The organism is Janthinobacterium tructae (assembly GCF_006517255.1).
Lineage (GTDB): Bacteria > Pseudomonadota > Gammaproteobacteria > Burkholderiales > Burkholderiaceae_D > Janthinobacterium > Janthinobacterium tructae.
In genome coordinates, this window is the sequence record NZ_CP041185.1 from 5,707,003 (window position 1) to 5,729,787 (window position 22,785).

Annotated in this window: 18 protein-coding genes; 14 read left to right on the forward strand and 4 right to left on the reverse strand. The window is 62.0% G+C overall.

The features are described 5' to 3' along the window. The first annotated feature begins 32 nt into the window (after positions 1–32). The 9 genes from asnB to FJQ89_RS25150 all read left to right on the forward strand — a co-directional run bounded on the left by asnB (position 33) and on the right by FJQ89_RS25150 (position 11,718). A complete protein-coding gene (gene asnB / locus FJQ89_RS25110; RefSeq protein WP_141172155.1) occupies positions 33–1,901 on the forward strand; it encodes an asparagine synthase (glutamine-hydrolyzing) in 1,869 nt (622 codons plus the stop codon). A 7-nt stretch (positions 1,902–1,908) separates the two neighbouring features. Further along, on the forward strand, positions 1,909–3,924 hold the full coding sequence (locus FJQ89_RS25115) for a heparinase II/III family protein (RefSeq protein WP_243136258.1): 2,016 nt from the start codon (positions 1,909–1,911) through the stop codon (positions 3,922–3,924). Next, on the forward strand, positions 3,921–5,231 hold the full coding sequence (locus FJQ89_RS25120) for a nucleotide sugar dehydrogenase (protein WP_141172156.1): 1,311 nt from the start codon (positions 3,921–3,923) through the stop codon (positions 5,229–5,231). Before FJQ89_RS25115 ends, FJQ89_RS25120 begins: the two co-directional genes overlap by 4 nt. Next, the gene (locus FJQ89_RS25125; protein WP_205704530.1) at positions 5,212–6,474 is read left to right on the forward strand and encodes a glycosyltransferase family 4 protein; all 1,263 of its coding nucleotides are present in this window, start codon (positions 5,212–5,214) and stop codon (positions 6,472–6,474) included. Before FJQ89_RS25120 ends, FJQ89_RS25125 begins: the two co-directional genes overlap by 20 nt. A 50-nt stretch (positions 6,475–6,524) precedes the next feature. Next, positions 6,525–7,679, forward strand: coding sequence for a nucleotidyltransferase family protein (locus FJQ89_RS25130; protein ID WP_141172157.1), 1,155 nt, complete (start codon positions 6,525–6,527; stop codon positions 7,677–7,679). Between the two features lie 20 nt (positions 7,680–7,699). Beyond that, complete coding sequence (locus FJQ89_RS25135) at positions 7,700–9,154, forward strand: mannose-1-phosphate guanylyltransferase/mannose-6-phosphate isomerase (RefSeq protein ID WP_141172158.1); 1,455 nt, start codon at positions 7,700–7,702, stop codon at positions 9,152–9,154. A gap of 182 nt (positions 9,155–9,336) precedes the next feature. Beyond that, positions 9,337–9,894 (forward strand): FxDxF family PEP-CTERM protein, encoded by a 558-nt coding sequence (locus FJQ89_RS25140; protein ID WP_141172159.1) that lies wholly within the window; start codon positions 9,337–9,339, stop codon positions 9,892–9,894. 84 nt (positions 9,895–9,978) lie between these two features. Beyond that, positions 9,979–10,557 carry an FxDxF family PEP-CTERM protein gene (locus tag FJQ89_RS25145; protein WP_141172160.1) on the forward strand — a complete coding sequence of 193 codons (579 nt, stop codon included), beginning with the start codon at positions 9,979–9,981 and terminating at the stop codon, positions 10,555–10,557. 138 nt (positions 10,558–10,695) lie between these two features. Continuing rightward, on the forward strand, positions 10,696–11,718 hold the full coding sequence (locus tag FJQ89_RS25150; protein WP_341474470.1) for a TIGR03790 family protein: 1,023 nt from the start codon (positions 10,696–10,698) through the stop codon (positions 11,716–11,718). A gap of 84 nt (positions 11,719–11,802) precedes the next feature. On the opposite strand, the gene FJQ89_RS25155 is transcribed toward FJQ89_RS25150, so the two are convergent. Continuing rightward, positions 11,803–12,531: a PEP-CTERM sorting domain-containing protein gene (locus tag FJQ89_RS25155; RefSeq protein ID WP_243136260.1), complete on the reverse strand. Its 729-nt coding sequence runs from the start codon at positions 12,529–12,531 to the stop codon at positions 11,803–11,805. Between the two features lie 90 nt (positions 12,532–12,621). Between FJQ89_RS25155 and FJQ89_RS25160 the strand changes: the two genes are divergently transcribed. The 5 genes from FJQ89_RS25160 (at position 12,622) to FJQ89_RS25180 (ending at position 18,207) form a co-directional block, all read left to right on the forward strand. Beyond that, positions 12,622–12,822 (forward strand): hypothetical protein, encoded by a 201-nt coding sequence (locus tag FJQ89_RS25160; RefSeq protein ID WP_141172162.1) that lies wholly within the window; start codon positions 12,622–12,624, stop codon positions 12,820–12,822. A 180-nt stretch (positions 12,823–13,002) separates the two neighbouring features. Next, positions 13,003–16,002 carry an ExeM/NucH family extracellular endonuclease gene (locus FJQ89_RS25165; RefSeq protein WP_141172163.1) on the forward strand — a complete coding sequence of 1,000 codons (3,000 nt, stop codon included), beginning with the start codon at positions 13,003–13,005 and terminating at the stop codon, positions 16,000–16,002. Positions 16,003–16,012: 10 nt separating this feature from the next. Then, on the forward strand, positions 16,013–16,651 hold the full coding sequence (locus FJQ89_RS25170) for an NF038129 family PEP-CTERM protein (RefSeq protein WP_141172164.1): 639 nt from the start codon (positions 16,013–16,015) through the stop codon (positions 16,649–16,651). Between the two features lie 183 nt (positions 16,652–16,834). Next, positions 16,835–17,539, forward strand: coding sequence for a winged helix-turn-helix domain-containing protein (locus FJQ89_RS25175; RefSeq protein ID WP_141172165.1), 705 nt, complete (start codon positions 16,835–16,837; stop codon positions 17,537–17,539). Further along, on the forward strand, positions 17,536–18,207 hold the full coding sequence (locus FJQ89_RS25180) for a LuxR C-terminal-related transcriptional regulator (RefSeq protein ID WP_141172166.1): 672 nt from the start codon (positions 17,536–17,538) through the stop codon (positions 18,205–18,207). The genes FJQ89_RS25175 and FJQ89_RS25180 overlap by 4 nt, the downstream gene beginning before the upstream one ends. Here the strand turns inward: FJQ89_RS25180 and FJQ89_RS25185 are convergent. The 3 genes from FJQ89_RS25185 to FJQ89_RS25195 form a co-directional block, all read right to left on the reverse strand. Beyond that, entirely contained in the window at positions 18,204–18,623 is a 420-nt protein-coding gene (locus FJQ89_RS25185; protein ID WP_141172167.1) for a protease inhibitor I9 family protein, read from the reverse strand. The two genes, FJQ89_RS25180 and FJQ89_RS25185, sit on opposite strands and share 4 nt — an antisense overlap. A 75-nt stretch (positions 18,624–18,698) precedes the next feature. After that, positions 18,699–21,851, reverse strand: coding sequence for a S8 family peptidase (locus FJQ89_RS25190; protein WP_141172168.1), 3,153 nt, complete (start codon positions 21,849–21,851; stop codon positions 18,699–18,701). A 42-nt stretch (positions 21,852–21,893) separates the two neighbouring features. Continuing rightward, complete coding sequence (locus FJQ89_RS25195; RefSeq protein WP_141172169.1) at positions 21,894–22,652, reverse strand: NF038120 family PEP-CTERM protein; 759 nt, start codon at positions 22,650–22,652, stop codon at positions 21,894–21,896. Positions 22,653–22,785: the final 133 nt, after the last annotated feature.

Genomic DNA, 22,785 nt, shown 5'->3' on the forward strand with positions numbered 1-22,785 from the left:
TGAATTTTCATTGCGTAGAAGGATAGTCATTCATGTGTGGTATTGCCGGTTTTGTTGTTCCCTCACCCAATCTCGATACGCTTGCGCAATTAGCCCTGATGGGTCAGGCGATTGCCCATCGTGGTCCCGACGATACGGGCATACTCGACGTAGTCAGTAGCGATGAGAGGTATCGCGTCGGTCTTGTGCACCGGCGCCTGTCGATCATCGATCTGGCCACCGGTCACCAGCCGTTGGGCAATGCCGATGGCTCGGTGCAAGTGATTTTTAACGGCGAAATCTACAATTTCCAGTCGTTGCGCGAAGAGCTAATTGCCTTGGGGCATATTTTCAAAACCGCATCCGATACGGAAACCATCGTGCACGCGTATGTGCAGTGGGGCGAGGAGTGCGTGCGGCATTTCCGCGGCATGTTTGCCTTCGCCATCTGGGATGCACGCCACGACCGCCTGTTTATCGCGCGTGATCCGTTTGGCAAGAAACCGCTGTTCCTGTGCGAGCACGCTGGCGGCTTGTTGTTTGCCTCGGAAATCAAGGCCTTGCTGGCCGTTCCTGGTGTCGCCGCGGAGGCTGACGAGGCGGCCATCTGGGATTATTTTGCCTACCGCTATGTACCGGGTCCGGCGACCCTGTTCCAGGGAATTCGAAAACTGGCACCTGGCTCTACCCTGACATGGGAAAACGGTGTACTGCGCGAACAGGTGTATTTCACGCCCGCCGACAGCCGGCCGCGCGTTGCGGCCCCGTTGCCTGCCGACCCCGTCGCCACCTTCCTCGACAAGCTCGATGAATCTGTGCGCATCCGCATGATTTCCGACGTGCCTTTCGGCGCTTTCCTGTCCGGCGGCATTGATTCGTCTGCCGTGGTGGCGCTGATGTCGCGCCATACGGAATTACCTGTCAAGACCTTCTCAGTTGGCTTCAAGGAGGGCGGCTTCAGCGAACTGGCGTATGCGGCCGATATCGCCCGGCAATTTTCCACCGAACACCATGAGTTGGAAGTGTCCGTCGACCAGGTCATCGCGCTCCTGCCCGACCTCGTGCGTTTCCGCGATGCCCCCGTGGCCGAGCCATCCGACATTCCCATCTACCTGCTGGCGAAAGAATCGCGCAAGACGGTGAAAATGGTCTTGACGGGCGAAGGATCCGATGAAATCCTCGGTGGCTACCCCAAGCACGTGTACGAGCGCTATGCGGGCAATTATCAGATGCTGCCGGGCCTGCTGCGCCGCAGCTTGATCGAGCCGGCCATCGGTGCCTTGCCGTACCGTTTCCGCCGCGCCAAGACCGCGATCGTGAACCTGGGCCTCGAAGCGTTCGACGAGCGCATGCCGCGCTGGTTCGGCATGATGTCCGACCAGGAACGCGCGCGCCTGGTGGCCATGCCGGCGCCGGTGCGCCAGCGCGATCCTTCGCTGGGCTGCGGCAGCGCGGGCAATAGCGCCTTGCGCCGCATCCTGTGCTTCGATCAGCTCAGCTGGCTGCCGGACAATCTGCTGGAGCGGGGCGACCGCATGACCATGGCCGCCTCGCTGGAAGCGCGTATGCCTTTCATGGACCACGAACTGGCGGCGTACGTGTCGAGCCTGCCGGACGAGTATCGTGTGCGCGGCCGCACCACCAAGTGGATATTGCGCGAAGCCATGAAGCAGCTGCTGCCGCAAGCCATTCTGGAACGGCCGAAGGTGGGCTTTCGCGTGCCCGTCAACGAATGGTTCCGCGGTCCCATGAAGGATTATCTGTACGAACACTTGACGGGCACCGATTCGCGCACGCGCCACTATTACCATGCGGCAGCCCTGCAGCAAGTGCTGGCCGAGCATGTGGCGGGGCGGCAAAACCACGAAAAGCTGCTGTGGAGCTTGCTTACCCTGGAAATCTGGCATCGCCAGTATCTGTGAGATGTCCATGCTGAGCAATCTGTCCTGGAAACTGAACCGCTTGCGCGCCATGGGGGCGCCCGAGGTGGTGCACCGCGTGCGCGATGCCGTCCAGCAACGGTTGCAGGCGCGCGGTTATGGCCTGGCGCTGGTGCCGCCGCCCGCCGCGCGCCAGCGATTCGGCGCGCCATGGCTGGGCTTGCCCATTGATCCTGCGCCGCACCTGGCGGCGGCCGAACGCATCCTGGCCGGCCGCTTCGACGTGTTCGCCCTGCGCGATGCGGATCTGGGTTTCCCGCCCCAATGGAACCGCGATCCGAAGACGGGTACCGTGGTGCCGCTGGGCTTTGGAAAGACGCTCAATTACCGCGATGAAGCGGTGGTGGGCGATATCAAATGCCTGTGGGAACCGAACCGCCACCTGGCCGTGGCTGACCTCTCGATGGCATACCGCTTGGGCGGCGACCTGCGCCATGCGCATGGCGCGCAAGCCTTGCTGGAATCGTGGTGGCAGCAGTGTCCGTATCCGCTGGGACCGAACTGGAGCAGCGCGCTGGAACTGGCCTTGCGCTTGGTCAGCTGGTCGCATGCGTGGCACTTGCTCGGTGGCATCAACAGCCCCCTGTTTGAGGGCGCGCAAGGGCAGGCCTTCCTGCAGCGTTGGCTCGACAGCATCTACCAGCATTGCCACTTCATCGCCGGCCATTTTTCGCGCCACTCGTCGGCCAACAACCACCTGTTTGGAGAATTGACAGGCTTGCATATTGCCGCGCTCACATGGCCGTGCTGGCCGGAAAGTGCTGGCTGGCTGGCACAGACGGAACGCGAGCTGGAAGCGCAGGCGCTGCAACAGAACGGCGCGGATGGTGTGAACCTTGAGCAAGCCATTTATTATCAGCATACGGTGGCCGACGAGATGCTGCTGTGCGTGCTGGCTGGCCGGGCCAACGGCCGGCCCCGCTCGGCCGCTTTTTTACAGCGCCTGGAAGCCATGCTGGAATTTATCGCCGCCATGACCAACGTGGCGGGCGAGATGCCGATGATCGGCGACGCCGACGACGCGCTGCTGGCGCACTGGGACAAGGCGCCTGGCGCCAATCCATACACCTCGCTGCTGGCCAGCGGCGCTGCCCTGTTCGGCCGCGCCGACTTCAAGGCCAAGGTGCGCGCCTTCGACGAGAAAAGTGCATGGCTGCTGTGCGCGGCGGGGAGAGAGGCGTTTGACGCCTTGCCGGACGCTGCGCCCGATACCTTGCCACGCGCTTTCCCTGATGGAGGCTATTACGTGATGGGCGCCGGCTTCGGCACGCCCGGCGAAGTGCGCCTGACCGCCGACGCCGGCCCGCTGGGCTACCTGGGCATTGCCGCGCACGGCCACGCCGATGCGCTGGCGCTGACCTTATCTGTGGCGGGCCAGATGGTGCTGGTCGATCCGGGCACCTATGCCTACCACACGCAAAAGCAGTGGCGCGATTATTTCCGCGGCACCAGCGCGCACAACACCGTGCGCATCGATGGCCGCGACCAGTCCGAGTCGGGCGGCAACTTCCTGTGGCTGCGCAAGGCCAGGGCAGAGTGCCTGGCGTGGCGCGATGATGCGGATGGGCAATTCTGGAGCGCCAGCCATGACGGTTATCTGGGCTTGAAAGATGCCGTGCTGCACCGGCGCGACGTGCGCGTGGCACATGGCGCTGCGCTGATCGTGGTCGATGACGTGATCGAATGCGAAGGCGCGCATGAAGTGGAGCTGTTCTGGCACTTCGATCCCCGCTGCCGCGTGCAATTGGATGGCCAGGTGCTGCGCGTGGCGGGCGATGCCTTCTTGCTGGAAATGCATTTGCCATCGTTGTCAGATGCCTCCCTGCAACTAGTGTACGGCAGCGACAACCCGCCGCTGGGATGGATATCGCATCGGTTTGATGAAAAACAAGCCGCGCCGACCCTGGTCTGGCGCGCGCAGGTACAAGGCACGACCGCCTTGCGCACCGAGTTACGCTTGAGTTTGGCTAATCCTGATCTGTCAGAAAATACGAGGAAAACATGAAAATTAGCATATTTGGTTTGGGTTATGTGGGTGCCGTGTCGGCAGGTTGCCTGGCAACGGATGGACACGAAGTCATCGGCGTCGATCCGAACAAGACCAAGGTCGACCTGATCAACCAGGGCACCACGCCCATCATTGAAAAAGACATCGGCGAGATGATCGCCGCCACCGTGAAGAGCGGCCACTTGCGCGCCACGGCGGATGTGCGCGACGCCGTCTTCGGCTCGGACATGTCGCTCATCTGCGTAGGCACGCCGTCGCAGCTCAATGGCAATCTGGATCTGAGCCACGTGCGCAAAGTATGCCAGGAAATCGGCGCGGCCATCCGTGAAAAGGATACTTTCCACGTCGTCGTGGCACGCTCGACCATGCTGCCCGGTTCCATGCGCTCGCTCGTCATTCCGACTCTGGAAGCGGCCTCGGGCAAGGTGGCTGGCGTCGATTTCGGCGTGTGCAACAATCCGGAATTCCTGCGCGAAGGCACCGCTGTCTACGATTACTACCATCCGCCGAAGACGGTCATCGGCGAGTCCGACGAAAAGGCAGGCGCGCTGCTGGTGCAGCTGTATGAAAAGATGGATGCGCCGCTGGTGCGCACGGACGTGGAAACGGCCGAGATGGTCAAGTACACGGACAATACCTGGCATGCCGTCAAAGTGGCGTTCGCGAACGAAATCGGCAACATTTGCAAGGCCGTCGGCATCGATGGCCACAAGGTGATGGAAATCTTCTGCCAGGACACCAAGCTGAATTTGTCGCCGTACTACATGAAGCCGGGCTTTGCCTTCGGTGGCTCCTGCCTGCCGAAAGACGTGCGCGCGCTGACCTACAAGGCGCGCAGCCTGGACCTCGATTTGCCCTTGCTGAACTCCATCCTGCCGTCGAACCAGCGGCAAGTGGAAAAAGGCATCAAGATGATCGTCGACAAGGGTGCGCGCAAGGTGGGCATCCTGGGCTTCTCGTTCAAGGCCGGTACGGATGACTTACGCGAGTCGCCGCTGGTCGATGTCATCGAGTACCTGCTGGGCAAGGGCTACGAACTGAAGCTGTACGACAAGAACGTCAACCTGGCTGCCTTGACGGGCGCCAACCAGGATTACATCCTGAACCACATTCCGCACATTTCCAAGCTGATGGTAAGCAACATGCAGGATGTGCTCGACTTCGCCGACACCATCGTCATCGGCAATGGCGCGGCCGAATTCAAGACCGTGCCAGACAGCCTGAAGCCGCACCAGCACATCGTCGACCTGGTGCGTATCAGCAAGGAACAAAGTGGAGAGCAATATGACGGCATCTGCTGGTAAGACCATGGCAGGGCCGCCGCGGCGCGTGCTGATCCTGGTGGAAAACCTGCCTTCGCCGTTCGATCGGCGCGTGTGGCAGGAAGCGACCACACTGCATGCGAATGGCTATGAAGTGTCGATCATCTGTCCTACGGGCAAAGGTTACGAGTCGCGCTACGAAGCCATTGACGGCATCCATATCTACCGCTACCACCTGCCGCTGGAAGCGGAAGGTGCCAAGGGATATCTGGTGGAATATACACTGGCGCTGTTCCACACTTTCCGCCTGGCGTGGAAAGTGCACTTCGCGCGCGGCTTCGACGTGATTCATGCTTGCAATCCGCCCGATTTGCTGTTCCTCATCGGCGGCTTCTTCAAGTTGACGATGGGCAAGCGTTTCCTGTTCGACCACCATGACATCAATCCGGAGCTGTACGAAGCCAAGTTTGGCCGGCGCGACTTCTTCTACAAACTGATGGTGCTGTTCGAACGCTGGTCGTTCCAGAGCGCCGACGTGTCGATCGCCACCAACGAGTCGTACAAGAAGATCGCCATCGAGCGGGGCGGCATGAAGTCCGAGGATGTCTACGTGGTGCGCAGCGGTCCCAAGCTTGACCGGCTGCGCGTGCTGCCACCCGTACCAGAACTCAAGAAAGGCCGCACTTACCTGGTCGGTTACGTGGGCGTGATGGGTGCGCAGGAAGGCATCGACCTGCTGCTGCAGGCGGCGCAATACATCGTGCAGACCCTGAAGCGCGAGGACGTGCACTTTGGCCTGGTGGGCGGTGGCACCTCGCTCGAACAGATGAAGCAGATGGCGCAGGACATGGGCATCGCCGACTACGTGACTTTTACCGGACGCGTGCCGGACCAGCAATTGCTGGAAATGCTCAACACCTCGGACGTGTGCGTGAACCCGGACGTGGCCAACGACATGAACGACAAGTCGACCATGAACAAGATCATGGAATACATGGCCCTTGGCAAGCCGATCGTGCAGTTCGACCTGGTTGAGGGCAAGGTTTCCGCACAGCAGGCATCGCTGTATGCCTTGAAGAACGACCCCATCGACATGGCGCGCAAGATCGTCGAATTGCTGGACGACCCGGCCCGCCGCGAGCAGATGGGCGCGTTTGGTCGCCATCGCGTGATCAACGAGTTGGAGTGGGAGTATGAAGCGCCCAAGCTGCTGGCCGCGTATGCGCGCCTGTTTCCCGCCACCGCGCCCGCTACTCCCGTGACCTTGAGCAAGGACGGCCGCTGACAGGCGTCGCCTGGCCAGCCATCCCCAATCCTGATGGAGCATACGCGACGATGAAAGCAATGATATTAGCGGCAGGCAAGGGCACGCGCGTGCGGCCCCTGACCTATGATTTGCCCAAGCCGATGATTCCTATCCTGGGCAAGCCCGTGATGGCTTACCTGGTGGAACACCTGGCGCAGCATGGCGTGACCGATATCATGGTCAACGTCAGCTATCTGCATGAAAAGATCGAGGAATATTTTGGCGAGGGCCACCAGTTCGGCGTGCAGATCGGCTATTCCTTCGAAGGCTATACGAACGATGCGGGCGAGGTCGTGCCGCAACCGCTGGGCTCGGCTGGGGGGATGAAGAAGATCCAGGAATTTGGTGGCTTTTTTGACGACACCACGATCGTGCTGTGCGGCGACGCTTTGATCGACCTCGACCTGGAGGCTGCCCTGCGCGAGCATCGCAGCAAGGGTGCGCTGGCATCCGTCATCACCCTGGAAGTGCCATGGGACAAGGTGTCGAGCTATGGCGTGGTGGTCAGCGACGATGATGGGCGCATCCGTGCCTTCCAGGAAAAACCCGCGCAGGCCGACGCGTTGTCCAATTGCGTCAGCACCGGCATCTACATTTTCGAGCCGGAAGTGCTGGACCTGATACCCTGCGACCGTCCCTTCGATATCGGTTCGGAACTGTTTCCCTTGCTGGTGGAAAAGGGCTTGCCGTTCTATGCGCAAAAGCGCCAGTACAACTGGATTGACATCGGCAGCGTTAAGGATTACTGGGAAGTGCTGCAAAGCCTGCTGATGGGAGAAGTTGCCCAGTTGCAGGTGCCGGGCACCCAGATTGCCGATGGCGTATGGGCTGGCCTGAATACCAGCATTGATTGGAGCGGCGGCACGCGTATCGAAGGCCCCGTCTACATCGGCTCAGGCTGCCGTATCGAAGCGGGCGCGACCATCATTGGTCCCACCTGGATAGGCCACGGCAGCCATGTGTGTAGCGGCGCGGAAGTGGTGCGCAGCGTGCTGTTCGAGTACACGCGCGTGCTGCCGGACGTGCTGCTCGATGAAATGATCGTTTTCAAGGATTATAGTGTCGACCGTGCCGGCCAGATGCGCCACGCCTCCGAGTATGCCACCGATGCCTGGGGTAACGCGCGCGACCGGCGCAGCCGGCGCCGCGCGGAAACGCCGCCGGCCCTGTACGCTGCCTTATAAACTGTTTGCGAAGTGAAACCATGAAAATTTACCCAGTCATCCTGTCCGGCGGTTCGGGCACCCGTTTATGGCCGCTGTCGCGCGCCGTGTTGCCCAAGCAACTGTTGCCGCTGGTAACGGACAAGACCATGTTGCAGGAGACGGCGCTGCGCGTGACCAGCCTGCCCAACCGCCGTGCCGGCGATAGCGGACTGGCCGGTTTCGACGTTATGTCGCCGCTGGTGGTGTGCGGCAATGAGCACCGTTTCATGGTGGCCGAGCAGTTGCGCGAGATCGGCTTGCCGCCGCTGGGCATTTTGCTTGAACCGGTGGGGCGTAATACGGCGCCGGCCGTGGCCGTGGCTGCGCAATATCTGCTGGCCATCGACCCGCAGGCGCTGATGCTGGTCTTGCCGGCCGACCATGTCATCACCGACGTGGCTGCGTTTCACCAGGCCATCGCCGAGGCGGCGCTGCTGGCGGCCGATGGCGCCCTCGCCACCTTCGGCATCGTGCCGACGGTGCCGGAAACGGGCTATGGCTACATCCGCAGCGGCGCGCCTGTGAGTCCGGGGAGCATGGGCTGCAAGGTCGAGCGTTTCGTGGAAAAACCGGACCTGGCCACGGCGCAGTCGTTTCTGGCTGCCGGTAATTATTTCTGGAACAGCGGCATGTTCATGTTCCGCGCCGAACGCTATCTGGGCGAACTGGGGCAATTCCAGCCCGCCATGCTCACCGCCTGCGAAACGGCCGTGCGCGACGGCTACCGCGACCTCGATTTCTGCCGCCTGGAAGAGAAGGCCTTCGCCGCCTGCCCGTCCGATTCGATCGACTATGCCGTCATGGAGCATACGGCGCATGCAGTGGTGCTGCCGGCCGCCATCGGCTGGAGCGATGTCGGTTCCTGGTCGGCCCTGTGGGAAGTGCAGCAGGGTGATGCCAACGGCAACGTGGTGCGCGGCGATGTGTATCTCGATGGCGTGAGCAATTGCCTGGTGCGCGCCGAGCGGCGCATGGTGGCCGTGCTGGGGGTGCAGGACTTGATCGTCGTGGAAACGGACGATGCGGTATTGATCGCGCACAAGGACCAGGTGCAGCGCGTAAAACAGGTGGTCGATCACTTGAAGCAGGCGGGGCGCAGCGAACACGTGCAGCATCGCAAGGTGTACCGTCCGTGGGGCAGCTACGAAGGCATCGATATCGGCGAGCGCTTCCAGGTCAAGCGCATCACCGTCAATCCGGGTGGCAAGTTGTCGCTGCAGATGCACCACCACCGGGCCGAGCACTGGGTGGTGGTCAGCGGCACTGCGAGCGTCACCTGCGGCGAGAAGGTGACCTTGCTGACGGAGAACGAATCGACGTACATCCCGATCGGCATGACGCACCGGCTGGAAAACCCGGGCAAGCTGCCTTTGCACCTGATCGAAGTACAGTCGGGTAGTTATCTGGGCGAGGACGATATCGTGCGCCTGGAGGATGTCTACCAGCGCGCCTGATGTGCGTTTTTTACGATATCCGCACCGTGAAACTATTGGCTTTAAGAATGATGCTATAAAGTAACTTCTCATTAAATAATAGTTAACATAAAAAATTGCTTTATGCTATGATTCTGTCTGGTTTGATCAAATAACTCATGCGGACGCGCTGGCGCGTCCGCATTTACGCTCAGTGGAATCGCATGAAGAAAAATACGTATTCGGTGCTGGCTGCGCTGGCCTTTGCCGGTTCAGCTTTGTTCTCGCAGGCAGTCATGGCCGCGCCCGTCGACATCAGTTCCACGCCTGGCGCAGTGAGTCTGGCCGCAGGCGGTTCGCTGACCTTTGGCGACAAGTTTAAAAACAATCAAAAAAGCAATTTTTTCAATGACCTGTTCGCATTTAATGTGAGCAAGACCAGCGACCTGAGCGTGGTACTGAACTCGCGCAGCAGCAGCGCGGCGAATGGTCTGAACCTGACGGGTTTCGGTTTGTACAGCAGCGTCGGCAATACCTTGGTGCTGGGCGGCGATCAGTTGCTGACAGGCATCGATGACAAATGGACCCTGTCGTATGCCAATCTGGCTGTCGGTTCCTATTACTTGAAAGTCAGTGGCAACGTGGTGTCAAACACGGGCGCGGCTTTCAGTGCGAACGGCAGCCTGGTGTCGGCCGTGCCTGAGCCAGGTACGTATGCGATGTTGCTGGCGGGCCTGGGCCTGCTGGGCTTCATGGCACGCCGTCGCCAGAAGGCGGCTTGAGTCCTGCCTGGTTGATTGGCATCCTCGTTTGTGTTTCCATCCCGCAGCTGGCTTGAGCCGGTTGCAGTCATCTTGGTGAAAAGTATGAAAAAATTCCTGAAATCCCTGTTCGTGGCCGCCATGTTTGCCGGCAGCAGCCTGGCAGCCCATGCGGCGCCGGTTGACATCAGCCACGCCACGGTGGATCTGACGCAAGACTTGCTCGATTATTCCAGCAGTGAGCTGCTGGGCTCGTTTTCGCTGGCGCCAGGCCAGTTGGCTGGTGTAGGCAATAACTTTTTCAGCGACAAATTCATGTTCAGTGTGACGGGCCTGAACGACCTGAGCGCACTGGCAACGTCGCTCAAGCCGAGCGCCAACTCCGGCCTGACATTGACCGGTTTCAGTCTGGGTAATGCCAACGGCATTCTGTTTCATGGCGCGATTGATCTGATCAAGTTCACCGCGCAAGACCAGGCGTGGTCACTGGAGTCCGGCTCCGCGCCTTTAGCTGCTGGTAACTATTTCCTGCAAATTGACGGCTATGTGGCCTCGCCAACGGGCGGCAGCTACAGCGGCATCCTGGCCGTGACGCCGGTGCCGGAACCGGAAACCTACGGCATGATGTTGGCAGGCCTGGGTTTGCTTGGCTTCCTTGCGCGCCGCCGCAAGCTGTCAGCCTGAAGATAGAAAATCCTGGACATGAAACGGAGGCTTCGGCCTCCGTTTTTTTGTCGCCGGCCGATGTGGGGCTATAATTGTCACGCACAGTGGGTGGCAGCGGCATGGCTGCTTCGATCTTCCTCAACGGCGATATTGACCTTGCATAAATCTCTCTTCTTTTCGCTGGCGCTGGCCGCCGGCATCGCACGTGCCGACGCGCCATCCATGCCGCCAGGATTGAATGCGCAGCAATTGGCTGTCGTGGTCAATGACGCCGAGCCGAACAGCATCGCGGTGGGAGAATATTACCGCCAGGCGCATGGCATTCCTTCTGCAAACGTGGTGCACGTGAGTATCCCGAATCGCCCGCGCAAGCTCAGCGTGGATCAGTTCGCGCAGTTGAAAGAACGTATCGATGCGCAATTGAAGCCCCATATCCAGGCCGTGCTGATGGTGTGGAGTGCGCCGTATGCTGTCGAATGCAACTCCATCACTTCCGCCTATACCATGGGCTATGATGCGGGGCAATGCGCGAAGACGTGCGATGCGGGCAAGCCCAGCAGCTATTTCAACAGCAATGTGCCGCAACCATTCACGCAGATGGGCATGCGCCTGTCCATGCTGCTGCCCATCGATTTTGTGGAAGAGGCCAAGGCCGTGGTGGATCGCGGGACGGTCAGCGGTTTTTCTGTGCCCGCCGCCAGCGCGTATTATCTGACCACCAGCGAAAATGCGCGCAACAGTCGTGCCGCCTTTTTTCCGCCTGCCGGGATCGTGCGCCAGCGCAAGCTGACGGTTAAGAACCTGAAGGTCGATGTGCTCGATGGTGCCCAGGACATCATGGTGTACCAGACGGGCATGGCGAAGGTCGCAAAGCTCGACACCTTGCGCTTCCTGCCTGGCGCCCTCGCAGATCACCTGACTTCGTTCGGTGGCGATCTGCAGGGGACCGCGCAAATGAGCAGCCAGCGCTGGCTGGAGGCAGGGGCCACGGCCAGCTATGGTACTGTCAGCGAGCCCTGTAATTACTGGCAAAAGTTTCCCAATTCGACAGTGCTGCTACGTCGCTACCTGACGGGCATGACGGCGCTGGAGGCGTACTGGGGGAGTGTGGCGTGGCCGGCGCAGGGATTGTTCATCGGTGATCCGCTGGCAGCCCCGTATGCAGCGTTCCGGCGATGAGAAGGATAGGGGAAATGATGGAGGCATAAGGGCGGTGGCCAAGGCGGCTCTCGCAAACCGTCCTTGCCTGGCGCTTGTAATGTCTTAATGCGTCTTTTTTGCGCGTTTCCGGCGTGCCGCTAGCCCCATCAGTGCGAGCCCTGCAATGACCATGGCGTAGTTTGCTGGTTCTGGAACGGCAGGAATCGTCGGGATGTTCGGGATGGCGCCGCTGCCTCCACTATCGAGGCCGCCCCCCGCGCCGCCGCCCCCCGCACCACTCTCTGAAAAGCCGCTATCGAGGCCGGCTTCGGGCGTGCTGCGCACCAGCGAGGCATATTCGGGGGGAGTCCTGGCGGCAGGTCGGCCTCCGCGATAGCCACCCGCTTCAGGCAACAGGTTTTCATCTTCTTGTTGGGCAATAAAATCACGTGCCCCGAATCTCGGCGTGTCGTGGCTCTGCAGCCGCCGGCCGCTGCCGCTGCTGGCGGTCGCATTGCTCTCGCCATACGGATTGCTCAGCTGGTGATTGCTATTGTCAAATTGTGGTTTGCGCAGGCTGGGGGTCGAATTGTCTTTCTCGAAGGCCGGGTTTTCGCTGTTGCCCGTGTTCGGACGGCTGGCGTAGCCGATCTTTCCATTTACCAGGCGGCACGCATTATACGCGCCATTCATGTCGGCATTCTTGCCTGCCAGATTGTCGTTGCTGGTGGCTTGACACTTGCTATCGTCCTGCGGTTCATGGTTTTGTGCATGCAGCAAGCCGCTGCACAGCATCAAAGTCACGCTGAGTACAAGGGTGCGGGGATGGAATGGGGTTACACGTTTTAACATGGCTGATCTCTTGGTCGAGTCTCCCAACGCATGCATATCTGCACTGGCATACGGGAGGCGATTAGCGCCGGCGTCAGACATGCAAATGTCATGAGCATGAATGAACTAGCTTTTCAAGAGCGAGGCGTGAGTGGGGCCTGCCCTGGCGATATCTACTTTACTGGCTTTCCCGGCAACATTAATTGCTTGTCAGGAGAAAAACTTATTTGCATGAAATATATCACATTTCCGCTGCCATTGCCCGCCAAAATTGTATTGATTACTTTTTCGTTGCTGAAAAGATACGTATAAATCCACTGTTGTTTGCGCGCCAAGCGTGCGCATTTACTCCATTCGGCTTAATCAAATGTCATCAAGTCGTCATCCCGGGCATTTAATATGCAAATAACAAGTCTGAAATACTTTTGTTAATCGTGGTGCGCCGGCCGATCATGTGGGGCCGGCGTCATTTATTCACCGACCGGGATCCTCATGCACACCTCGTTTTCCCCCTTGCGCACGCCGCTGCGCCTGACCGTCATGGCCGCCGTGCTGGCCAGCCTGTCCCTGCCAACCGTGGCCCTGGCCGCTTCCGATATCGTCATCAGCCAGGTATATGGCGGTGGCGGCAACAACGGCGCGCTGTACCGCAACGATTTCATTGAGATTTTCAATCGTGGCAGCAGCCCCGTTAACCTGAGCAACTGGAGCGTGCAATACGGCGCGGCCGGTGGAACGAGCTGGGCCGTGACGGCCTTGCCGGCCATCGATCTGCAGGCTGGCCAGTATTTGTTGGTGCAGCAAGCCAAAGGCACAGGCGGCACGCAGGACTTGCCCACGCCGGACGCCACGGGCACCCTGACCATGTCAGGCACGACGGGTAAAGTATTGCTGAGCAATAGCAAGACGGCACAAGTGGGAGCGGCTCCTACGGGCGCGGCCGTCGTCGACCTGGTCGGCTTCGGCACGGCCAACGGTTTTGAGGGCAGCGTCGCGCCCGCGCCGTCGAATAGCGTGGCTATCTTGCGCGCGAATGGCGGCTGTGTTGACACGGACGACAACGGCGCCGACTTTGCCAGCGGCAGCGTGACGCCGCGCAATACGGCCTCGCCGCTGAATGTTTGTGGCGGCCCCGTGGTGCACAAGATCATCACCAGCTGCCCCGCCAGCCTGGCCTTGGCCGTGGGCAATGGCGGTAACGCCGTGCTGCGCGCCTCCGACGTCGATGGCATCGTGAATGCCGCCATCTTGAGTTCGCCCGCCGTGGCCGGCATCAGCCTGGCCAGTTTCAGCGCTGCCGGCGTGGCTGGCGACAGCGCCAGCGTGAGCCTGCTGGTGGCCGCCGGCGTGCCGGTGGGCAATTACCCCGTCATCGTCAGTTTCAGCAACGACCAGCAGCAGACAGCCTCGTGCAAGGTGGACGTGGCCGTGCAGGGCCTGGCCGCCATCAGCCACACGATTCCGCAAATCCAGGGCAGCGGCGCGGCCAGCCCGTACGCCAATTCCGTGCAGACAAGCGAAGGCGTGGTGACACTGAAAGTGGGCACCGGCTTCTTCATCCAGGATGCGGCCGGCGATGGCGATCCATCGACGTCGGACGGCATCTTCGTCTACACGGGCAATACCGTGACGACGGTGCAGCCGGGCGAGCTGGTGCGTGTGACGGGCACGGTGTTTGAATACACGCCCACGGGTGCGAAAAATTCCTACACGGAATTGAAGGATGTGACTGCCATCCTCACGCAAAGCGCCGGCCACAGCATCGTGCCGACGAATGTGACTTTGCCAAACGATAACTTGGCTGCTGTGGAAGGCATGCTGGTGCGCTTCACGCAGCCGTTGACCGTGTCGCAGAACGCCTACCTGGGCGCGCGCGGCGAATTGACCCTGTCGGCCGGACGGCGCGAAGTGCCGACCAACCGCTACCCAGCCGGATCAAACGAAGCGCAAGCCTTGATCGCGGCCAATGCGAACAACCTGATCGTGCTCGATGATGGCATTTTCGTGACGCCACCCACCATTCCTTACATCGGCCAGGACAACACCGTGCGCAGCGGCGATACGGTGGCCGATCTGACGGGCGTGGTCGACTTTGGTGCCATCGGCGGTGGCGGCGCCGCGTACAAACTGCAGCCGACGCAAGCGCCGCAGTTTTCGCGCGACAACCCGCGTGCGGCCAGCCCGGAATTGCCTGCTGGTAACGTCAAGGTGGCCAGCGCCAATGTGCTCAATTTCTTCACGACCTTTACGAATGGCAGCAACGTCTTTGGCCAGACGGGACAGGGCTGTACTCTGGGCACGTCGACAAGCAAGAGCAATTGCCGCGGTGCCGACAACCTGGCTGAATTCGTGCGCCAGCGCGACAAGATTGTCGCCGAACTCAAAGCCATCGATGCCGACGTGGTGGGCTTGATGGAAATCCAGAACAATGGCGAGACGGCCGTCACCTACCTGGTCGAGCAACTGAATGCGGCCATCGGCGGCATGAGCTACGCCGTGGTGCCGAAACCGGCCGCGACCGGCACGGATGCCATCCGCGTGGCGATGATTTACAAGCCGGCCAAGCTAGGCCTGGTGGGCGGCGCTTTGTCGGATGCCAATGCCATCAACAACCGTCCGCCGATGGCGCAAACCTTCCGCGCCGGCAATGGCGAGAAATTCTCGCTGATCGTCAACCACTTGAAATCGAAGGGCAGCTGCCCTTCGGGCGGGCCGGACGCGGACAACAACGATAGCCAGAGTTGCTGGAACGCCACGCGCGTGCAGCAGGCGCAGCGGCTGGTGGGCAGTTTCGTGCCGCAAGTGGCAGCCGCTGCCGGCGACGCGGACGTGCTGGTCATCGGCGACCTCAATTCGTATGGCGCGGAAGACCCGATCCAGGTCATCACGGGCGCCGGCTTCGTGAATGAACTCGAACGCTTCGTGCGTCCGTCCGGCATGCCGTATTCATATGTGTTTGGCGGCCAGAGCGGCTACCTCGACCATGCGCTGGCCAGTGCCGCGCTGAGCCCGCAAGTGGCCGGCGTGGCCGAATGGCATGTCAATGCCGACGAGCCGGAAGTGATCGACTACAACATCGATGCCGCCAAGCCGCAAGACTTGTACAGCGCCTTGCCGTACCGCGCCTCGGACCACGACCCCGTCGTCGTCAGCCTGGACTTGCAGCCGGCCTACCGCGACATCACGGCCGCCGTGAGGCAAGCCAGCTCGGGCCTGACGGTCAACCGCGCCACGCAAAAATACACGGGGACGTTCTCGTTCACCAACACGGGTACCAGCACCTTGAACGGCCCGTTCCAGGTGGTGTTCGGCGGCTTGCCTGCCGGCGTGACCCTGGCCAACGCCACTGGCAGCCATGCGGGCGCGGCTTTCGTCAGCGTCAACGCGGCCAGCCTGGCGCCGGGTGCGACGGCTTCGTTTGCCGTCAGTTTCAGCAATCCGTCGAAAGTGACGATCAATTACTCAGCCAGCATCTACGCCGGCAACTTCTAAGGACATCACCATGTTTGCAACGACACTCAACCGTACCTTGCGCCACGCGGTGCTGGCCGCCTTGCTTGCTGGCAGCTCCAGTCTGGCGCTGGCTGACCCGCTCAGTTACCACGTGGAAATCGACACCAGCCAGTTTTCCGGCGCCGGCTTCCTCGACTTTTCCTTTATCGCCGGCAACAGCCCCGCGCCGGGCGCCAGTGCCATCTTGAGCAACTTCTCGGGCGCTTTCGGCGCGCTCGAATCGCAGGAAGGCAGCGTCAGCGGCAGCCTGCCCGGTACCTTGACCTTCGGCAATAGCGGAGCGTATAACGACTGGTTTCACAACGTGACCCTGGGCGGCAAGTTCGGTTTCAATATCGTCTTTGGCGGCGACTTTCTGAACACGGCCGGCAGCGCGGGCACAACGTTTGGCGTGGGCTTGCTCGACTACACCGGCATAGCTTACCTCGGCAACGCGAATGGCAGTGTGCTGCAATTCGAACTGACGCCGCTCAACGGCGGTTTGCCCGCCAGCATCGCCGGCAGCACGTATGCGAGCATCGCGTCCATATCGGCCGTGCCGGAAGCGTCTGAATGGATGATGCTCACGGGCGGCCTGGCACTGATCGGATTTGCCCTGCGCCGTCGCCAGCCTGTCACCCGCACCTAGTCTTTCCAGACTGAACACAGCGCGCCTGCGGGCCGCTGTGTTTCATCTATTTAGTCGTAATAGCTATAAATCAGGAAACTAAATTGTATTGGTCAGCGTTTTACGCTTGATGCATAGTAAAAAACTTGTCGGGCAGTCTAGTATTTTCATGACTGCTGCCAACTTTTTTCGGGAGATGCATCGATGCCTGGCCATATTCTGGTGCTGGACCCTGCGCCCGCCATGCAGGCGCTGCTGGTGCATAACCTCGCTGGCGCCGGCTACCGGGTCAGCTGCGCCCTGGATGCGCGCGGTGCGCTGGCGCTGCTGGCAGCCGATCCGCCCGAGGTGCTGCTGCTGGAATGGGAATTGCCGGACGCGTCCGGTATCGCGCTGCTGCGCCAGGTGCGCCAGGACGGCGTACTGTGCGACTTGCCCATCATCATGCTCAGCGCGCGCGACAGCGAACAGGATAAGGTACTGGCGCTGGAAAGCGGCGCCGACGATTATCTGTGTAAACCTGTCGGCCCCCGTGAAATGCTGGCCCGCGTGCACGCGCTGCTGCGCCGCCGCGCGCCATCGGCCTTGCGCGCAGGCGCAGGCACTGCAGCGCTGAGGCTCGACCCGCACACCCTGCGTGTGACGGCCGGTAACGTGCCCGTCAGCCTGGGGCGCGTGGAATTCAAGCTGCTGCATTTCCTCATGGATCATCCGGACAGGGTGTATAGCCGCGCGCAACTGCTGGACCAGGTGTGGGGCCATGCCGCCTATCTCGACGAACGCACGGTCGACGCCCATGTGGGACGCTTGCGCCAGGCTTTGCTGCCGGGCGGCTGCGGCCACCGTATCGAAACCGTGCGCGGCAGCGGCTACCGCTATCTGGCGCTTGATACCGCCGTGTGCGCATGATGCTGCTGACGGGGCGGGAGCAGGAATACCTGCTGCACGCCATCCTCAGCGCGCATGGCATCGCCGTGCCCGGCGATTTCTTTCTGTGGAGCCAGGGGCCGCTGCAAATGCTGTTGCCGCACGACTTATTAATGTGCGCGCAACTGGACGCCGACGGTGCCGTGTTGCGCAGCGAAGCCTGGCATAGCGCCGCGCCCGATCACGCGCAGCTGCGCGAGCGTCAGGGGCAGCTGGCATACCTTGCGCTGGCCTGGCGTGCCGGTGGCCAGAAGGCAGGTGTCATCGACGGCGTGCTGGTGCACGGCAGCGTGGGCGACGCCGGCGGCAGCTTTTTTGCCCTGTTTGCGATGGGGGCGACGGATGCGCTGCGCCAGGCGTATGCGCTGGAATTGCTGCTGCCATATCTGCACCTGTACTGGCTGGCGTTGCCTGGCAGCCAGCGTGCGCGCATGACCGGCACGGCTGGCATGCGCGCGGCCAGTGCGCGCGAGCTGGAAGTACTGCATTGGGTGCGCGAAGGGAAAAGCAATAACGAGGTCGGGCAAATTCTCGGCATTAGCGGCGCCACCGTGAAAAGCCATTTGCAGCGCATCTATAAATTACTGCAGGTGAGCAACCGCATGCAAGCCGTGTCGCGCAGCGTCGCGCTGCGACTGCTCAGCCATTAGCGCTGGTCCTGCGGCCTGGTCTGCACCTTGCCATTGCCGCCACCATCTTGCATGTGTTCGACGGTGCCGGGCGACACCCTTGCCACGTCCGGGCTCGCTTTCAGGCGCGCCACTTCGGCTGGTGTCAGCATGGCGGCAAAGCCGTTGAAAGTCACCGTGTAGCGGTATTGCACGGGGGCATCGGGTACCAGCGCCAGCACTGCGCGCTGCTGCGCTTCCAACTGGGCCGTGTAGCGCCGCGCGGCGTCGCTGTGCGTATCGAGCCCATGCACGCCATCCGCTTGTGAGGCCAGCGGCGGGGCGCGCAACTGCACCAGATAGGACAGCCGCGCCGCAGCGGCCTGCGCCGCGGCAGGCAGTGCATGGATGCTGGCCATGCCGGCCAGGATGGCAATGCTGAGGCGAAATGTGGACATGCGCCGATTGTACGCGCGTCGCGCAAAAAAAACGCGCCCCGCAGGGCGCGCCGTGTACTGCCGGGAGCGATACCGTTACAGCTTGGCGTCCGCTCTCACGTTGCGCTGGCTGGGGACGGCCAGCGGCAGCGGGTTGTTGGTCTCCACCGACAGCACGGTGGTGGACGCTGCCGCGTTGTTGCCATCGAGGAATACTACACCGCCCAGGTAGCGTTTGCCCGTTTCCAGTCCAGACCAGCTGACGCCAGCCGTGGCGCTACCGCCCACATACACCTTGGTGGGCAGGGTGGCTTTCAGGTTGCCGCCCTTGTCGGCTGTCGTGACGACGGCCGACGACAGGCCGAAGCTTGTCGACACGCCATTTGCCACTTCATAGCCGATCGCGCACACCTTGTAGCTGCCTGCCGCGGGGGTGGTGACGGTGATGGCCTCGTTCGAGCCGCCGTTGGTCGAGGTGGCGACGGTCGCGCCGGCGCTGTTGAGCAGCAGCAGGTCGAGGTCGTTGCCCGTGCCTTCAGTCGTGTCGCGGTCGAAGATTTCGAAGCGCGCCACGACAGTGTTGGCGGGAATGCTGACATTGACGACGCGCACGCCGCTGCCGCCCGCCTTGCACGCGGCAGCCATCTGCGCCAGCGTGTCGACGCTGCCCTGTGCTGCCTGGCTGATGGTTTGCTCGCTGCGCGCCACTTCCTTCAGGCCGCCCGTCGCCGCGCCGACCTTGCCGGCAAAGCCGGTGGACAGGGTCAGCGAACGCAAGCCGCTGACCTTGTCGGCCCGCAGCAATGCCGGCGATTGCACCGCGCGGCCCGAGCGTGCCGTAACGGGGCTGCGCACCGTGTGCACGCCGTCGCTCCACACGAGGGCGCCATACTGCCAGGCATTGTCCGGCGCCGTGGTGCGCGTCAGGGTCACGGTGAAGGACTTGGTTTCGCCGGGCGCGAGCGCCAGGGTGGCGGGCGCCACTGCCACGCTGTAGCCGCTGACCGAGGCGCTTGCCGTGTAGGTGGCGCTGCTGCTGCCCACATTGGTGACGCGGCGCGTCACCGTTTGCGTGCCCAGCACGTTACCGATGGTGATCGACGGCACGTTCAGGTTGTAGCCGGCAATGGTACCGCCCGCGCATTCGGCCGTCATGCCAACGCCGCACATGTATTTCTTGTAGTCAGCCAGGCTGGCGTCATACACGAGGCCGGGATCGGTCGCCTTGTTCGGCGTCACGTGGCCGGCGCCCTGGCCCCATGGCAGGATGCCGCGCGCGTCGCCTGCCTGAACGTCGGGCAAGGTGGTGCTGCCGGTCGTCATCAGGGCCGATTTGATGGCGGCCGGACTCCAATCCGGATGCTGCTGGCGCAGCAGGGCGGCCAGGCCGGCCACGTGCGGGCTGGCCATCGAGGTACCTTGCAGGAAGATGTAGGCTTGCGCCGGCACCAGGTTGCCATCTTGCACGGCGTCGCGCTGGGCGCGCGACAGGGCGGGTGTGCCGCCGGCCAGGATGTCCACGCCAGGCGCGGTGACGTCCGGCTTGAGCAGGTTGGCGTCGTACAGGTTCGGGCCGCGCGACGAGAAGTCGGCCACCACGGGTGCGGCGGGGCCGTTGCCGTTGGTGACGAAGCGCGAGATGGCGGCCGTGGCCGCGCCCGTTTGTGCCTGAGCGTTGATCAGCGCGCCGTCGGCGGCGCTCACATGCACGGCGGGCAGCACGTGCGGGTCGGATACCAAGCCTATGCCCGTGTCGACCAGCACCATGCCTGCGCCACCGGCTTCCAGCACGGCGATGCCCTTGTCGGTGCGCGCCGTGGTGCCGCGCAGGCAGCTGACGACCTTGCCTGCAACCTTGGCCGGATCCAGCAGGGCCACGCCGCCGTTGTCGCCAGCGCGGTAGCACAGGGCCAGTTTCTGCGCATCGGCGCCGGGCAAGCCCGCGTCTTGTGCGCGGATCAGGGTGGTGGCTGGCAGCGGGTTGTAGTTGAGCGAGGCGCCCATGTACTTGGCACCATTGCCCAAGGTCACGGTAGCCTGGTTGGCGCGGTTGTGCGTCGAGGCGGCCACCGTGGTGATCCATGGGCTGACGTGGGCCACGGTATTGGCAGGACCCGCATTGCCGGCCGAAGCGGCAACGAAGACGCCGGCATTCGACGCATGCAGGAAGGCTTGCTCGACGGGATCGTTGACGGTGCCGCCACCGCTGATGGAGTAGTTGATCACGTGGACGCCATCCTGCACGGCTTTTTCGATCGCCGCCACGCTGTCGCCACCGTAGCAGCCGTTCTTCGCGCCGGTCGGCTGGGTGGCCAGATTGTAGGACCAGCACACCTTGTAGACGGACAGGCGGGCGCGCGGCGCCACGCCGGAAATGGCGCCCAGCGGCGTTCCGTTCACGGTGACGGGCACGCCCGCATTGCCGCCCGCAGTGGACGAGGTATGCGTGCCGTGGCCGCCTTCGCCATTCGGGTCGCCGATGGAATCGCGCGGCGAGGTGAATTCGCTCCAGTGCTGGATCTTGTCCGTCTCGGTCAGGCGTACGGCGTTGAAGTATTGCGCGCCGAGCAGCTTGTTGTTGCAGTGGTCTTGCGTAAAGCCTTCGCCGGCCTGACAGCTGCCTTTCCAGGCGGCCGGCGCGGCGCCGTATGCCAGGGCGGCGTTCGGGTCGAAGGTCGGGGCGCCGTTGGCGTCGACCCTGTCCGCATACGACAGGTTTTCCGGCCACACGCCGCCATCGACGATACCGATGATGATGTTTTCGCCCGCATGCTGCTTGCCGCCCAGCTGGCTCCACAGGCCGCCCGGCTGATCCAGGCCCAGGAAGGTGGGCGTGTAGTTCGTTTGCAGGGCGCGCGGTTCGTCGGGGGCGATGTTGGCTACTTCGCTGCTCGCTTGCAGCTGGCGCACTTCGGCGTCGGTCAGCAGGGCGGAAAAACCGTTGAGGACGATCTTGTACTGGTATTGCACGGGTGCGGCGGCGACGAGGGCTTGTACCCGGGCCTGTTTCTGTTCAAGGTAGTCGCCGTACAGCTGCACTTGCGTGCTTGCCAGGTCGAGGCGGCTGCCGGCGGCAGGCTGGGTGGCATCGAGGCCATCCACCGAACCGGTGTAGGAAGCGATGGGTTTGTCGGTCAGCTGCACGATGTAGGGGCGGCGCAGGTCGTCGGCGTGGGCCTGCAAGCTGAGGCTGGCAAACAGGCTCAGCACGGCGAGCGAAATGGGACGCAAGGTGGGGCGGAATGTCATGTAGGGTTTCCTGGTGACGGTAGCGGGAATCGAAAGGGAAGATCAGGCTTGCTTGCGGCGGCGCGCCGCGAAACCGATGCCTGCCAGGCCCAGCAGCATCATCGCGTAGGTCGATGGCTCCGGTACCGAGGCGACGATATTGTCGAGCGCAAACTGGCCCTTGTTGGTGCTGAAAGCGTTGCAATTGCCGGCCGTGTTGCAAGTGAAGCCGAAGAAGGCCAGCGAGGCGAATTGCTGGCTGCCGAAGCTGGCGCTGGTGTTGTAGCGCTGGAACTGGAAGTTGCCGCCGATGGGGCCGCCCAGCTGATATGTTTCATAGATGGAAGAACCGTTGGCATAGAAGCCTTGCACGCGCAGCAGGCCCGCTACCGCCGGATAGGTGACGCCCTGGGCGTAGCCGATGAAGCTGGCGTCGAAACCTTGCAAGCTGACGCTGCCGCCCGTCTTCAGCGGATCGAGGTAGACGATGCCGTCGTTGAGCGATGCATAGTAATTGCTCGTATTGTTGGTCGGGCACGCCATGCCGCAGGCGGCCGGGTCCGTGCCGTCGAATACAGCGCCGACCAGGTCGCCATAGCTGGCGCCGACGGCATTCGAGGCGCCCGTCAGCAGGAATTTGCCGAATTCCAGGGAGTCACCGTGGCCGACGAATTGGCTATCGATGTTGTCAAAGTTGATCACGTCCGCCATGGCGGCGGGAGTCCAGGCGGCGGACAGGGCCAGGATGGCGGCGCCGGTCCACTGCTTGGCCGAGAAAGGACTTGCCGCGGCAGTTGCCTTCGAATGCACAATACGAGTCATGAATTTTCCCTTGCTGTTTATGTAGGATGCAATATGTTTTGCGTCTGGGATGCTCTCTCCTGCGCGGCCGGATAAGACCAATGCGTAGAAAATTGATTTTTACTATAGCAAAAGAGGCAATTTTATTGTTTGA